Origin of the sequence: Flavihumibacter sp. ZG627, from assembly GCF_000814325.1 — a bacterium.
Taxonomy (GTDB): Bacteria; Bacteroidota; Bacteroidia; order Chitinophagales; family Chitinophagaceae; genus Flavihumibacter.
Genome location: NZ_JPHF01000004.1, coordinates 155,637 through 168,839, shown reverse-complemented (window position 1 = coordinate 168,839; position 13,203 = coordinate 155,637). Strand labels below are relative to the sequence as shown.

Below are 13,203 nucleotides of genomic sequence, written 5' to 3'. Positions count from 1 at the left end.
ATGTTCGAACGTATGTCCCGAATAGATTGGTAACGTCTAAAAAGATTTTTAGAATACGGTCTGTACAGCACCATTCAGCTTTTTGATAATGTAAAGCTTTTTATTTTCAAAATAATCAAGTTGCTGCTTCTGGTTATCGAGCAACACGGGCTGTATATCAAAGTCGGTAAATACCTTATGTTTTTTCTCTCCAATGCTCGAGCTGATATTCGGACCCTGTTCCTGAAGCAGCTTACCAAAACGGTACATGGTCTCATATCCCCTGAATACCATGTCGCTCGGACGTGAAAATAAATTGTCTTTGAAATGCCTGCCAATTGCTTCGCTCAATGCATCTGTACGAACGGGATTGAATGGAATGGAATAAAATATTTCCAGGTCTTTGTATTCCTTCTTGTCAAGGTCTCTTATTCCATCCCAGGTTGGCATTCCCATAACCTGTACGGGATAGGTTTTGTTAAGCGTAGCCAGATGTATTGCTAGATGCCGTGCAAAACCTTCATCAAGACTACCAGCAACAGCCATCGTTATGCGATTACTGTCCAGATGAATTTTTAACTGGGCCTCCGTAAACCCATCAGGTAATGTCACATATTTGAGCTTTAATGCTGTGCCCATAGTTGCTTTTTCCACGTCACTGAAATAAGCTTTTAACCTATCTTCCTGGGCTCCTGCTTTGCGGAATACCACAATTGGTCCTTTGCCGTAATTTCTTTGCAGAAAATTATAAATACCCTCACAATGCGACTGTAAAGTGCTGTTAAGGATTACCATATAAGGATTATTGGTGACGCCTCCATCATTGGGCAAATTCACATTGATAAAAGGAAGTTTTTCATCATTTGCAAATTCTGCCAATGGCTTCAATTCATTAAAACTGATATGTGCAAGAAGTAAGTCGGCATTCTTAACGACAGATTGCGCTAAAATGTTTCCTAAACTTTGGCTGGAGCGGGTGTCAACTATATTTACATCTAAAACAACACCTTCCTTCTTTAGTGAATCAATTGCGAGTTGAACACCTTCATAGAATTCTAAGCCCGGAAGCATAAAACGAGGGAACTGTTTTCCATAACGGTATTGGCCACTTGCATCAAAAGCGGAATCAAGATACAGAGGCAATAAGATGGTTAAAACAGGCTTTTTGTATTTTACCGCTCTCAGTGTGTCGGGTAATTTTACAATAGCTGAATCCTGAGCTTTTAAACTGAAAGCAAAGCTGGTAAAAATAATTCCTGCCAATAAGAAAATCCATTTGGTAAACCTCATTTTCTAACGGTTTGTTCTTTTATTCCCATTCGATGGTTGCCGGCGGCTTACTGCTGATATCATATACAACCCGGTTGATTCCCCGAACATTGTTAATGATATCATTCGAAATGTGTGCCAGAAAATCATAGGGTAGGTGAGCCCAATCGGCCGTCATACCATCTACGGAAGTAACTGCCCTCAATGCAACCGTATATTCATAGGTACGTTCATCTCCCATAACCCCCACACTCTTTACCGGAAGCAGGATTGCGCCAGCCTGCCATACTGTTTTATATAAGTTGTGTTCTTTGAGGCCAGAGATGTATCGATGATCAGCATCCTGCAAGAGTTTAACTTTTTCTTCTGTGATCTCCCCAAGAATGCGTATCGCCAACCCCGGACCGGGAAAAGGGTGACGATCAAGTAATTCATCAGGGATACCCAGTTCCCTGCCAACCCTCCGAACCTCATCTTTGAAAAGGTAACGCAGTGGTTCCACCAATCCCAGATGCATTTTTTCCGGAAGGCCCCCTACATTATGATGACTTTTGATGGTTACCGAAGGCCCATGCACTGAAATACTTTCAATCACATCCGGGTATATGGTTCCTTGCCCAAGCATACCAATACCTTCAATTTTAGCAGCTTCTTCCTGGAACACATCAATAAAAAGCTTTCCGATCACTTTCCTTTTTTCTTCAGGATCGGTTTTGCCGGCCAACTCCCGATAAAAGGTATTCTTTGCATCAATACCATTCACATTGAGATGCAGATTGTCTTTATAAGTTTTAAGTACCTGCTCATATTCCCCTTTTCTCAATACTCCGTTATCTACAAAAATACCATAGAGATTATCTCCAATTGCCCGGTGGATAAGGGTTGCCGCTACTGTACTGTCGACCCCGCCACTCAGTGCCATGATCACTTTGCGGTCTCCAATCTGTTTCTTAAGTGCCTCCACAGTATCTGTTATAAAATGTGCAGGCGTCCAATCCTGAGAACATCCGCATATCTCCACAAGGAAATTGCGAATGAGTTTTTTACCTTCTATGGAATGGTATACTTCAGGGTGAAACTGAACGGCATATAAAATTTCACTTCCGGAAGATTTTTTAAAAGCAGCCACGGGAATAGATTCCGTATCAGCAAGCAGCTCAAACCCGTCTGGCAGTTCGCTGATGCTATCGCCATGACTCATCCAAACCTGTGATGGCGTTGATATTCCTTTAAGTATAACGTCTTCTTTAATGGTTCTCATAAATGCCCGGCCATATTCACGTTTATCACTCTTCTCGACCCTTCCACCAAATTTTTTTGCCGTTAACTGTGCTCCATAACAAACGCCTAAAACCGGTAACTTTTCACTCAGAAAACGGATATCAACATCCGGAGCATTATCATCATTCACCGAAAATGGTGAACCCGAGAGAATAATTCCTTTTAGGGACGGATCTATTTCGAATGGTTTATGATAAGGGATGATCTCGCAATAAACATTCGCTTCACGCACAGCCCTGGCTATCAATTGTGTATATTGAGAGCCAAAATCTAATATGAGTATTTTTTCTGTCATTGTGCCGCAAAGATAATATCTCCGGCTGAGGTTTGTGGAACCGGAGTTGCCTAAGATGAATACTCAGCTAGGATTTGTTTCCGATATTGTAACTGCTTTCATATAATCTACCATCATGCAAAATATTCTTTCAAGATCAATACCGGAGGGAAGTATTCCAGAAAGGATTGAAGTTCCGGGAAAGGAGATATTTGAACTACCGGAAAAAGTTCTTCAGTTCGGGACAGGTGTGTTATTGCGTGCGCTCCCTGATTATTATATAGATAAGGCTAATAAGAGAGGAATTTTTAATGGCAGGGTTGTGGTTGTCAAAACTACCGACCTGGGGTCAACCGAATCATTTCAACGCCAGGATTCATTGTATACCCAAAAATTGATGGGCATTGAACATGGTATTCATGTTGAGAAAACAATTATCAATGCTTCTATTAGCCGGGTATTATCGGCATCAAAAGATTGGGAGGCTGTTCTGGCCTGTGCTGAGAATCCCGCAATGGAACTGGTAATATCAAATACTACCGAAATAGGTCTGGTGCTGGATGCCGAAGATAAAATATTAAATTCTCCTCCGAAGTCATTCCCAGGAAAACTCCTCGCTTTTCTTTACCGTCGGTATCATTTTTTTCAGGGTAATTCCCATAAAGGCATGATCATCATTCCAACTGAGTTAATTCCTGAGAATGGAAAAAAACTTAGAGAAATAATCCTTACACTGGCACAATTGAATCAAATGGAGGATGACTTTATCAATTGGCTGATTGCGCATAATCATTTCTGTGACTCATTGGTAGACCGTATTGTACCTGGCAAACCTGATGGTCAACACATGGCCGAAGAAGAACAATTGCTCGGATACCGTGATGAACTTTTTGTTGTATCCGAAGTGTATGGTCTCTGGGCAATTGCCGCCGACTTAGCAATTGTGAAAGATATTCTAAGTTTTAGCCAGATTGACAATGGTGTTATCATTGCCCCCGATATTCGGAAGTTCCGCGAATTAAAACTCAGGCTGTTGAATGCTACACATTCGCTTGTTTGTGGTATTGCAGTTCTTAGCGGAATAGAAACGGTAAAAGATGCCATGGAAAATGAGGACATGCGCAAACTAATTCAGGACATAATGAATCAGGAAATCATCCCATCCATAATTGGAGATGATATCTCCCTCCAGGAAGCCAATGAGTTTGCCAATCAGGTATTGGACCGTTTCAGGAATCCTTATATTGAACATAAGTGGATCAATATAACCCTCCAATATAGTTCCAAACTTAAAACCCGGGTTGTCCCGGTTTTGCAGGAATATATACTGAGATTTAATGAAGTGCCTAACCTTATTGCACGTGGCTTTGCTGCACATATACAGTTTATGAAATCCGCACCTGCCACTAATGGGTATACTGGAAAGCAGGAATCGGTTGAATATCCAATAAATGATGATAATGCTGCCATCTATGCAACCCACTGGAAGGATAACAGCAATGGCATCGTTAAAGCAATACTTGGTGATTTGGCATTATGGGGATCAGATCTCAATGAGTTACCTGGGTTTACAGATAAAGTCAACAATTGGCTAAACAAATCCAACTTCAAACTCACACCTAATAATTTGTTCCAAAATTCTTAATTGGGAATAAAAAATCAGCCAGTTATAAATGAAATCAAGTTCAATAATAAGTCTCATTTGCGATCAGGGATTCCTCCCACTATTCTATGACCAGGACAAAGCGGTAAGCATTTCTGTTGTAGATATTCTATATCAGTGTGGTATCCGCACAATTGAATATACAAATCGTGGTGAACATGCACTAAGCAACTTTAAAGCAATTTCCAGAGAGCGACTAATCAGATGGCCCGGAATGGTCCTTGGTATTGGGACTATCAAATCAAAAAGCGATGCAATTAGTTTTCTCGATGCCGGAGCTGATTATATAATTTCTCCTGCAATGATAACGGAAGTGGGGGAGATGGCTCTTAATTCAGGAACATTATGGATCCCAGGTTGCATGACCCCAACTGAAATTTCGCTTGCAGACAATGCAGGTGCGAAAATGGTGAAAATATTTCCTGGTAATATTCTTGGACCAGGCTTCATAACTGCAGTGAAAGATATATTTCCTGACATGCTTTTTATGCCAACGGGAGGTGTTGAGTTACAGGAAAAGAATTTACGTGAGTGGTTTGCCGCGGGAGTATGCGCTGTAGGTATAGGAAGTAAAATGATCAGTAAAGAGTTACTGGCCGATCGCAATTTTAATGAAATTGGCAGCCTTGCAAATAACGCGATTGAACTGCTTAAAATTGTGCGCTATCATTAAGAATAAATTAAATAATAAAAACCATCACATGCAGTCAACAGAACCTCTGGAACAGCCTACTTTAATAGGTAAGTATCGCTGGACCATCTGCATGCTTCTTTTTTTTGCGACCACTATAAATTATCTCGACCGCCAGGTGCTCAGCCTTCTTAAACCTGCACTGGAACTTGAATTCGGTTGGAGCAATACAGATTATGCCAATATCGCATCAGTTTTCCAGTTCACCTATGCAGTATCCATGCTTTTTGCAGGAAGAATTATTGACAGGTTAGGAACTAAGTCGGGCTATTCATGGGCCATTATCATATGGTCACTTGCTGCCATGGTACATGCCCTGGCTATTCCCATCGGACAAAGCCTCGTAAGTTTAATGGCCTGGGTGGGAATTGGAGCTGTATCTGTATCTGTTGCAGGATTTATGTTTTCCCGTGCTTTGCTCGGACTTGGCGAGGCGGGTAATTTTCCTGCTGCCATTAAAGCAACAGCTGAATATTTTCCAAAGAAAGAACGGTCCCTAACCACCGGCATCTTCAACTCCGGAACTACAGTGGGAGCCATACTTGCCCCTCTCACTGTCCCCTGGATTGCAGTAAAATGGGGTTGGGAAGCTGCTTTCCTGGGTATTGGCGCCCTCGGTTTTATATGGTTGTTTTTCTGGCTTTATGCCTATGAGAAACCCGAAAAGCAGAAAAGGCTTTCAGCCGCTGAACGTAAATATATTAATGAAGGCCAGTCTGTTCAAGCAACTGAGTTAAAGCATTCCAGTATCCCCTGGTTCAAACTTCTGGGCTACAGGCAGACCTGGGCATTTGCATTCGGTAAGTTCATGACAGATGGTGTTTGGTGGTTTTTCCTTTTCTGGCTCCCCGCATACCTAAATGATCAATACCAAATGACCGGAACGGCTATCATGCTCCCCTTAGCCATACTTTACAGCATGACCATGTTCGGTAGTATCGGAGGCGGGTGGTTTCCCATGTATTTCATTAAAAGAGGTTTCGAGCCATATGATGGACGAATGAAGGCCATGCTGCTGATTGCCATAATACCCCTGGTAGTTCTTGCGGCCCAGCCGCTGGGTCAAGTATCCTACTGGATGCCGGTATTACTGATTGGCATTGGTGCATCTGCTCACCAGGCCTGGAGCGCCAATATATTTACCACTGTTTCAGATATGTTTCCTGCTAAGGCGGTTGGTTCAGTGGTTGGAATAGGAGGGATGGCTGGAGGGCTAGGTGGTGTACTTGTTACTAAACTGGGCGGGGCCATTTTTGATCATTATAAGTCTTTGGGAAATATTGAAACAGGTTATACCATCATGTTTGCCATCTGTTCAATAGCTTACCTGGTAGCTTGGACTGTAATGAAGTGGCTGGTTCCCAGGTATAAACCTGTAACAGATCTATAGGCAGATGAGTTTTTTTCTATTTATTGTAACTTAATTTGCGACCGGTAGTCTAATCAAAAACAAAACCTGCATAAATGAGAACAGTAAACTTTATTCTTATCACTTTATCCCTATTCGTTTCTTCCTGTGTTTACAATTTCGGTAAAAAGGTAAAAGGCAACGGAAATACAACTACAACCACCCGAACACCCGGTGAGTTTACCAAATTAGAACAAAAGGGATCGTTTAATATCGTAATTAAAAATGGTCCCCGCCATGAAGTATTTCTGGAAGGGGAAGATAATATCCTGCAGCATATTGAAACAAATATTGAAGGAAATACAATTGTGATTCGCAGCGAACAAGGATTTAATCTGAGGCCTACCCGTGAAGTTAATATTATAGTTACCTCACCTGATTTTGAATCCGTCTACACCCTTGGTTCAGGTAATATCAATAGTGAATCTTTAATTACCGATAGCACTGGTATGGAGATGGGAACAAAGGGTAGTGGCGACATTAACGTTCAGGTACAATGTCCTGAACTCGAATTATATTCATATGGTAGTGGAAACGTAAAAGTTTCCGGCCAAACCCGCAGCATTAAAATGGAAAGCGCTGGCAGTGGCAACCTGGAAGCAATTGATCTGAAGACAGAAACAGCATCTATCGAAATAAAAGGAAGTGGTAACGCCAGTGTTGAAGCTAGCCGGTCACTCGATATTTCGGTTATGGGTAGTGGTGATGTTAGTTATAAAGGGAACCCTTCAGTCAAAAGTAATATCAGGGGAAGTGGAAATGTAAATAAGGTCGACTAACTGATAAGATTGGTTTTTCCAATCATTCATAGAATTTCTGGTGAACTAGTTCTCCTTTCCTGTTGTATTGCAGGATGGACCTGGTTTTTCCTGATTTATCAGTAGCAGTCCAGCTACCTGTTTTCTTGCCATGACGATAAGCGCCCGAAAGGCGTGTTTGTTCCGTGGTATTGAACTCTTCCCAATGTCCTTCACGAACTCCATACTTGTAATAACCAGAATCAAGCATCATTCCGTCTTCCGAATAGTTGATGTAAAGTCCATCATGCAAACATTTTTCGAAAGGCGCTGAAGGCAAGGAATAATTTGCATCTGTAGCACGATCAAGTTTGAGACGATCATTTTTTGCTTCAATCGCAAGGGGGATAAAGATAAAACGTGGATGCTTTTTTACTTCCTGACGAAGGCGTTCATATTTATCGTGACTATATGTTCTCAGATATCGCTGCGAGCCATTGGCATACCATCCCTTCCATTCGCCATCTGGAATTCCTTTTTTCAACTTGCCTGAATCGCGCATTTTAGTGATCGGATGCCAGGAATTATGCTCCACATCAATAGCCATCTGTGAGTATAAGTCAGCTTTTCCTGCTAGTAGCATCACTCCCAATAAAAGGCATGGTATCATGTGGTGGATTCGTTTCATAACTTGAAGCAATTGCGCAAAATTACGAAACTGCAGGCCTTCCCTAGGGGGCCAGCTGTTAAAATTGTCTTGTTAGTTCAGCAACCGGAAAACAGGGTAACGATTATGATCAGGCTCCGCATAAGGTGAATTTTTGAATATAAAATCCAATTGTTGGTAGGCATTCCGGGCAAAACTGGTGTCGGTGGCCCTCTTTTCTTCCAATTGCATTTTCAGCTGTGGATTTTCTGCCAGCAGTTTCTCAGCCGTATCTTCAAAAACATAAGAACTAAATCCTTCCTTTTGGGAAAGTATCGGGTCAAAAAAGTTCCACGTAAAATAAGAATCCATTGCTTCGGGTTCAAGCACTTCAACGAGAAACCTTTTTGCGGGTTGGGCTGTTTGGATCAACCAGTCTCCTCTTCTAAAAGATTTTTTGATCAGCTTTCGGCTAACCTTAACCGAATTATTCAGGTAATGCCCCTCAAATGCACGCGATGAAACTTTGTTTTCATTTATCATTAATGCTTCCACCTCCAATACGGTATCACGCTGAAGTCGCTCCATTTTTACACCATTATCCTGTAAGCGTTCAATTACTTTCCACCAACCTTGTGGAATTATATAAGCTCTGGGGGCTGTAACTTCTACCGAGGCCACGTATTGGTTATAGAATTTAATTTTCTTATCAAATGGCTTGTTCCTGTCATAATAAAGCCTTGGAAGCTTCGATACTGCACTTGGTTTACGGCCTGCTTCAAATCCTTTAAAACTGATCTCAGTGAACCTTGAACGGTCGAGTACCCATTGTACCGGGAATACACTGCGATTGAGTTGTTCCTCCTGGGCAATTTTTCTTATTTGCCGGATAGTATCCGCATTGGCAGCCGCATAGCGTTCAAAGCACTCCATGAGGGCATATGTGGCATCTACTCGTTGTGAATATGGTTTAAGCATATGTGTTTCCGGAACAAAAGCAAAACTATTGAACAGGGTTGCATATCCGCTACTATAGCGGGGACCTTCCAGAAATTCGGGCCAGCCCGATTCTGGAGTATCGCCAAACGCATTTACATAGGGTATAAGGTCATAACCCCTTTCTTTCATCATCCGGTATATGGAGGGTTCAATTTGCTTATTCATGAACTCACCCAGCCTACCTCCCAATTTATTATGCTGCGAACTGATCAACGTCATAATATGCTGATAGTCAGCACCATTACTAACATGGTTGTCAATGAATATGTCCGGCTTAAGGTATTGATAGATTACTGCGAAACTCCGCGCATTACGAGAGTCGGCCTTTATGAAATCCCTGTTAAGGTCGAGGTTTTGACCATTCCCGCGGGAGCCAAATTCTGCCGGACCATTCTGGTCAACCCGGTAAAAGGCACTTCGGTTAAGTGCTCCACCAATATTATAAACCGGGATAAAAGCCAGTACCACACTATCCGAAATCCTTTTACGGCCAGTAACCAGATCACGCACCCACATCATACTGGCATCAATTCCATCTGGTTCACCGGGATGAATGCCGTTATTTATCAGGATCACCACTTTATTGCCTGATTGCCAGCGTCGCGGATCAAACTTCCCGTCATTACTGAATAATACCAGATGCAATGGATACCCTGCATCGGTTGTACCCATGCTCTGCATCTGGACCTTTGGTGAAAGTTCATCAAGCCTTTGGTAAAAATCAATTACCTGGAAGTAGGTAGCGGTATGCTTCCCATTGGTTTCCTCATAAATTGTAAGAGGTACCTGAGCGTCTGAAACTATAGGGAAGTTGAATAGCAGGATGATTTGATAAAATGAGTAGGAAAGGAGATACCGGCGGAATAATTTTTTTCGCATGCTTTAGTAATTGCTCTGGCAATTTAATGTAAATGCCTGGTAATGAACCACCCAGACGGAAGCATATAGCCCAACAAAAAAAGGTACTGTCAAAGACAGTACCCTAATATTATTAAGGAAAGATGTTCAGAAAACCAATTACTGGGCTACAGCCATATTATTGACGCGCTTAGCCAGCTTGCTCTTCAGGTTGCTTGCCTTGTTCTTGTGGATGATTCCACGCTTGGCCAGCTTGTCGATCATAGCTATTACATTGGGCATGCCCTCTTCAACTGCTTTCTTTTCATCCAATGCCTTCAGGTCACGGATTGCGTTACGTGTGGTCTTACCGTGGTAACGGTTTCTGTCACGACGCTTGGCAGCCTGACGCATATCTTTTTTGGTAGCCTTATGATTTGCCATTCTTCAAAATTTAGGACGGCAAAGGTAGCGAGCATAGATGGAACAACAAAATAAAACCTTGATTTTTTTCTATTGACTCCACGACTGAGTAAAGCTATGCGATTTGGGCAAACTTCTCCATCTTTTCCCCGATATTTGCATACCCAAAATAAGACCCAAAAGGGCTTCTCATATGAAGGATTTTTCGTTTATCACAAGTTCATCCCCGGCATATATAGAGTCTCTGTATCAGGATTTTGTAAAAGATCCCGGCAGTGTAGACCCGGAGTATCGTAAGTTTTTTGAAGGATTTGATTTTGCCATAAACGGTGGTGTGCCAGCAGCCAGATCATCATCTGATAATGGAACCACGGCAGTGGCTGAGCTTCCGCCTGATTTTGATATTCAGAAGGAAATAAGCGCTTACCGGCTCATCCTGGGATATCGCAACAAAGGTCATCTGGTTGCCAAAACCAATCCAATTCGAAAGCGTCGCGACAGGGGTGCAAACCTCGACCTTGCATTTTTTGGCTTTACAGATGCAGATCTGGACCGGAAATTTCATGCGGGCCACAGGGTGGGACTGGGTACCACAGAACTCAGGAATATCCTGAATCATCTGCAGAATGCATATGCCAGCCATGTTGGAATCGAATTCAAATATATCAGTGATCAGGCAAAAGTGGATTTCCTTACCAATGCCATGGAGAAGGAATTCACCCAGGACCTTCCTCTGGAGAAAAGACGCCGGATTCTGGAGAAGCTAAACCAGGGAGTGATATTTGAGAAGTTTCTCCATACAAAGTACATCGGACAAAAAAGGTTTTCCCTTGAAGGTGGTGAAACAACTATTGCGGCATTGGATGCAATCATCAATACTGCCGGATCAATGGGTGTTAAGGAAGTGGTTATAGGGATGGCACATCGCGGTCGCCTTAATATCCTTGCCAACATACTTGGCAAAACTTATGAACATATTTTCAGTGAATTTGAGGGAACGGCCGTTATGGACCAGACCATGGGAAGCGGTGATGTAAAATACCACATGGGGTATAGCTCTGATGTGAAAACAGATGAAGGCAAAACAGTTCACCTTAAACTGGCACCAAACCCCTCACATCTTGAAGCCGTTGATCCGGTGGTAGTGGGATTGGCGCGTGCTAAGGCAGACATTCTTTACAACAGTAATTATGACCAGATTTTACCCATCCTTATCCATGGGGATGCCTCAATTGCAGGGCAGGGCATTGTATATGAAGTACTTCAGATGAGCAAGCTGGAAGGTTATTATACCGGAGGCACCATACATTTTGTTATCAATAACCAAATTGGATTTACTACCGACTTTGATGATGCACGCAGTTCTGATTATTGTACTTCTCTTGCCGCAACAGTTCAGGCCCCTGTACTTCATGTAAATGGAGATGACGCTGAAGCAGTAGTGAAATGTGTAGAAATTGCCACCCGCTATCGCCAACAATTCAATTCTGATATTTTTATTGACATGGTTTGTTATCGTCGCCATGGTCATAATGAAGGTGATGATCCAAAGTTTACCCAGCCAGGTCTCTATGCATTGATCGATAAGCACCAAAACCCCCGTGAAGTTTATACCCACTTCCTGATGGAAGATGGAAATGAAAATGCCCGTGGACTAGCACAGGAGATGGAGAAAAAGTTCTGGGCTGATCTTCAGGAGAGGCTCGATGAAGTAAAGCAGAATCCTCTTCCATATAAATATCAGCAGCCTGAATTGGCCTGGAAGAGTTTGCGTCGTGCAGTAGAAACAGATTTTGACAAGAGCCCGGACACAGCAATTTCTGTTGAGGCTTTCGATAAGTTATTTGATGCCATCATGCAATGGCCCGATGATTTTAAACCTCTTAAGAAAGTTGAAAAGATCATCCAGGATAAAGTGCGCTTGTTTAGAGAGGAAGGAAAGCTTGACTGGGCAACGGGTGAATTGATGGCCTATGCCAGCCTCTTGCTGGAAGGGCATGATGTGCGGATGAGTGGGCAGGACGTTCGTAGAGGCACCTTTAGCCACAGGCATGCTGTATTACGCGATGAAGTAACCGATAAACCTTATAACAGGCTCAGCCGCATTGAAGGCGCAACGGCACAGTTCCGCATTTTCAACTCATTGTTGAGTGAATACGGCGTACTTGGTTTTGAGTACGGATATGCATTTGCCAGTCCAAATTCACTGGTATTATGGGAGGCTCAGTTTGGAGATTTTTGCAATGGCGCTCAAACCATGATAGACCAGTTCATTGCTGCCGGTGAACAAAAATGGAATCGGATGAACGGTGTGGTGATGCTTTTACCCCATGGTTATGAAGGTCAGGGACCAGAGCATAGTTCGGCGCGCCTCGAACGTTTTCTGCAGATGTGTGCAGAACTGAATATGGTAATCACCAATATCACTACAGCAGCTAATTTCTTCCATGCGTTGCGTCGGCAAATCAAATGGCCCTTCCGCAAACCAATGATCAATTTCTCTCCAAAAGCAAATCTTCGCCTGCCTGATTCCTATTCTGAAAAGGCAGCCTTTACCAGCGGTCAGTTCCAGGAAGTGATAGATGATGTATTTGTTGGAGACGCAGCTTCCGTTAAGAAGATATTGTTCTGCAGTGGTAAGGTTTATTTTGACCTGGCAGCTAAGCAGCATAAAGATGGCGTGAAAGATGTTGCCATCATAAGAGTGGAACAATTATATCCACTTCCTCAAAAACAACTGGATAATCTTTACAGGAAATATAATAAAGCCACCTGGTTCTGGGTGCAGGAAGAACCACTCAATATGGGTGCTGCATCCTTTCTGAAAATGAACCTGGCAAATATTAATTTTGGCGTAATCAGTCGCCAGCCAAGTGCTTCTACTGCAACGGGATACATGAAGGTTCATACCCAGGAGCAGTCAGAGATCATTGAGACTGCCTTTGGGATATGATATGCAATTATTAATGCAGACTAAAGAATTAAGAATAAACAAA

Annotated in this window: 10 protein-coding genes; 5 read left to right on the top strand and 5 right to left on the bottom strand. The window is 42.6% G+C overall.

From position 1 onward, the window contains the following. Positions 1–48: 48 nt before the first annotated feature. Positions 49–1,269 carry an ABC transporter substrate-binding protein gene (locus HY58_RS10280; RefSeq protein ID WP_156123650.1) on the bottom strand — a complete coding sequence of 407 codons (1,221 nt, stop codon included), beginning with the start codon at positions 1,267–1,269 and terminating at the stop codon, positions 49–51. Between the two features lie 19 nt (positions 1,270–1,288). Further along, the gene (gene guaA / locus HY58_RS10275; protein WP_039131452.1) at positions 1,289–2,824 is read right to left on the bottom strand and encodes a glutamine-hydrolyzing GMP synthase; all 1,536 of its coding nucleotides are present in this window, start codon (positions 2,822–2,824) and stop codon (positions 1,289–1,291) included. Between the two features lie 115 nt (positions 2,825–2,939). Here guaA and HY58_RS10270 point away from each other — a divergent pair, with 115 nt between their 5' ends. The 4 genes from HY58_RS10270 to HY58_RS10255 all read left to right on the top strand — a co-directional run bounded on the left by HY58_RS10270 (position 2,940) and on the right by HY58_RS10255 (position 7,344). Beyond that, entirely contained in the window at positions 2,940–4,448 is a 1,509-nt protein-coding gene (locus tag HY58_RS10270; RefSeq protein ID WP_052324027.1) for a tagaturonate reductase, read from the top strand. Between the two features lie 28 nt (positions 4,449–4,476). Then, positions 4,477–5,139, top strand: coding sequence for a bifunctional 4-hydroxy-2-oxoglutarate aldolase/2-dehydro-3-deoxy-phosphogluconate aldolase (locus HY58_RS10265; protein ID WP_039131450.1), 663 nt, complete (start codon positions 4,477–4,479; stop codon positions 5,137–5,139). Between the two features lie 28 nt (positions 5,140–5,167). Continuing rightward, positions 5,168–6,547, top strand: coding sequence for an MFS transporter (locus tag HY58_RS10260; RefSeq protein WP_052324025.1), 1,380 nt, complete (start codon positions 5,168–5,170; stop codon positions 6,545–6,547). 74 nt (positions 6,548–6,621) lie between these two features. Continuing rightward, positions 6,622–7,344, top strand: a complete 723-nt coding sequence (locus HY58_RS10255; protein WP_039131448.1) for a head GIN domain-containing protein — start codon at positions 6,622–6,624, stop codon at positions 7,342–7,344. A 22-nt stretch (positions 7,345–7,366) separates the two neighbouring features. On the opposite strand, the gene HY58_RS10250 is transcribed toward HY58_RS10255, so the two are convergent. From HY58_RS10250 to rpsT, 3 genes are all read right to left on the bottom strand, one after another. Next, positions 7,367–7,990, bottom strand: a complete 624-nt coding sequence (locus tag HY58_RS10250) for a toxin-antitoxin system YwqK family antitoxin (RefSeq protein ID WP_156123649.1) — start codon at positions 7,988–7,990, stop codon at positions 7,367–7,369. Between the two features lie 72 nt (positions 7,991–8,062). Continuing rightward, positions 8,063–9,826 carry a M14 family metallopeptidase gene (locus HY58_RS10245; protein ID WP_052324023.1) on the bottom strand — a complete coding sequence of 588 codons (1,764 nt, stop codon included), beginning with the start codon at positions 9,824–9,826 and terminating at the stop codon, positions 8,063–8,065. 138 nt (positions 9,827–9,964) lie between these two features. Further along, positions 9,965–10,228: a 30S ribosomal protein S20 gene (rpsT, locus tag HY58_RS10240; protein ID WP_039131443.1), complete on the bottom strand. Its 264-nt coding sequence runs from the start codon at positions 10,226–10,228 to the stop codon at positions 9,965–9,967. A 172-nt stretch (positions 10,229–10,400) separates the two neighbouring features. On the opposite strand from rpsT, the gene HY58_RS10235 reads away from it, so the two are divergent. Beyond that, a complete protein-coding gene (locus HY58_RS10235; RefSeq protein WP_039131441.1) occupies positions 10,401–13,160 on the top strand; it encodes a 2-oxoglutarate dehydrogenase E1 component in 2,760 nt (919 codons plus the stop codon). The last annotated feature ends 43 nt before the right edge of the window (positions 13,161–13,203 follow it).

Excerpts from the sequence above, each read along its gene's own strand:
- HY58_RS10280 (WP_156123650.1), bottom strand. The coding sequence starts at position 1,269 with ATGAGGTTTACCAAATGGATTTTCTTATTGGCAGGAATTATTTTTACC.
- guaA (WP_039131452.1), bottom strand. The coding sequence starts at position 2,824 with ATGACAGAAAAAATACTCATATTAGATTTTGGCTCTCAATATACACAA.
- HY58_RS10270 (WP_052324027.1), top strand. The coding sequence starts at position 2,940 with ATGCAAAATATTCTTTCAAGATCAATACCGGAGGGAAGTATTCCAGAA.
- HY58_RS10265 (WP_039131450.1), top strand. The coding sequence starts at position 4,477 with ATGAAATCAAGTTCAATAATAAGTCTCATTTGCGATCAGGGATTCCTC.
- HY58_RS10260 (WP_052324025.1), top strand. The coding sequence starts at position 5,168 with ATGCAGTCAACAGAACCTCTGGAACAGCCTACTTTAATAGGTAAGTAT.
- HY58_RS10255 (WP_039131448.1), top strand. The coding sequence starts at position 6,622 with ATGAGAACAGTAAACTTTATTCTTATCACTTTATCCCTATTCGTTTCT.
- HY58_RS10250 (WP_156123649.1), bottom strand. The coding sequence starts at position 7,990 with ATGAAACGAATCCACCACATGATACCATGCCTTTTATTGGGAGTGATG.
- HY58_RS10245 (WP_052324023.1), bottom strand. The coding sequence starts at position 9,826 with ATGCGAAAAAAATTATTCCGCCGGTATCTCCTTTCCTACTCATTTTAT.
- rpsT (WP_039131443.1), bottom strand. The coding sequence starts at position 10,228 with ATGGCAAATCATAAGGCTACCAAAAAAGATATGCGTCAGGCTGCCAAG.
- HY58_RS10235 (WP_039131441.1), top strand. The coding sequence starts at position 10,401 with ATGAAGGATTTTTCGTTTATCACAAGTTCATCCCCGGCATATATAGAG.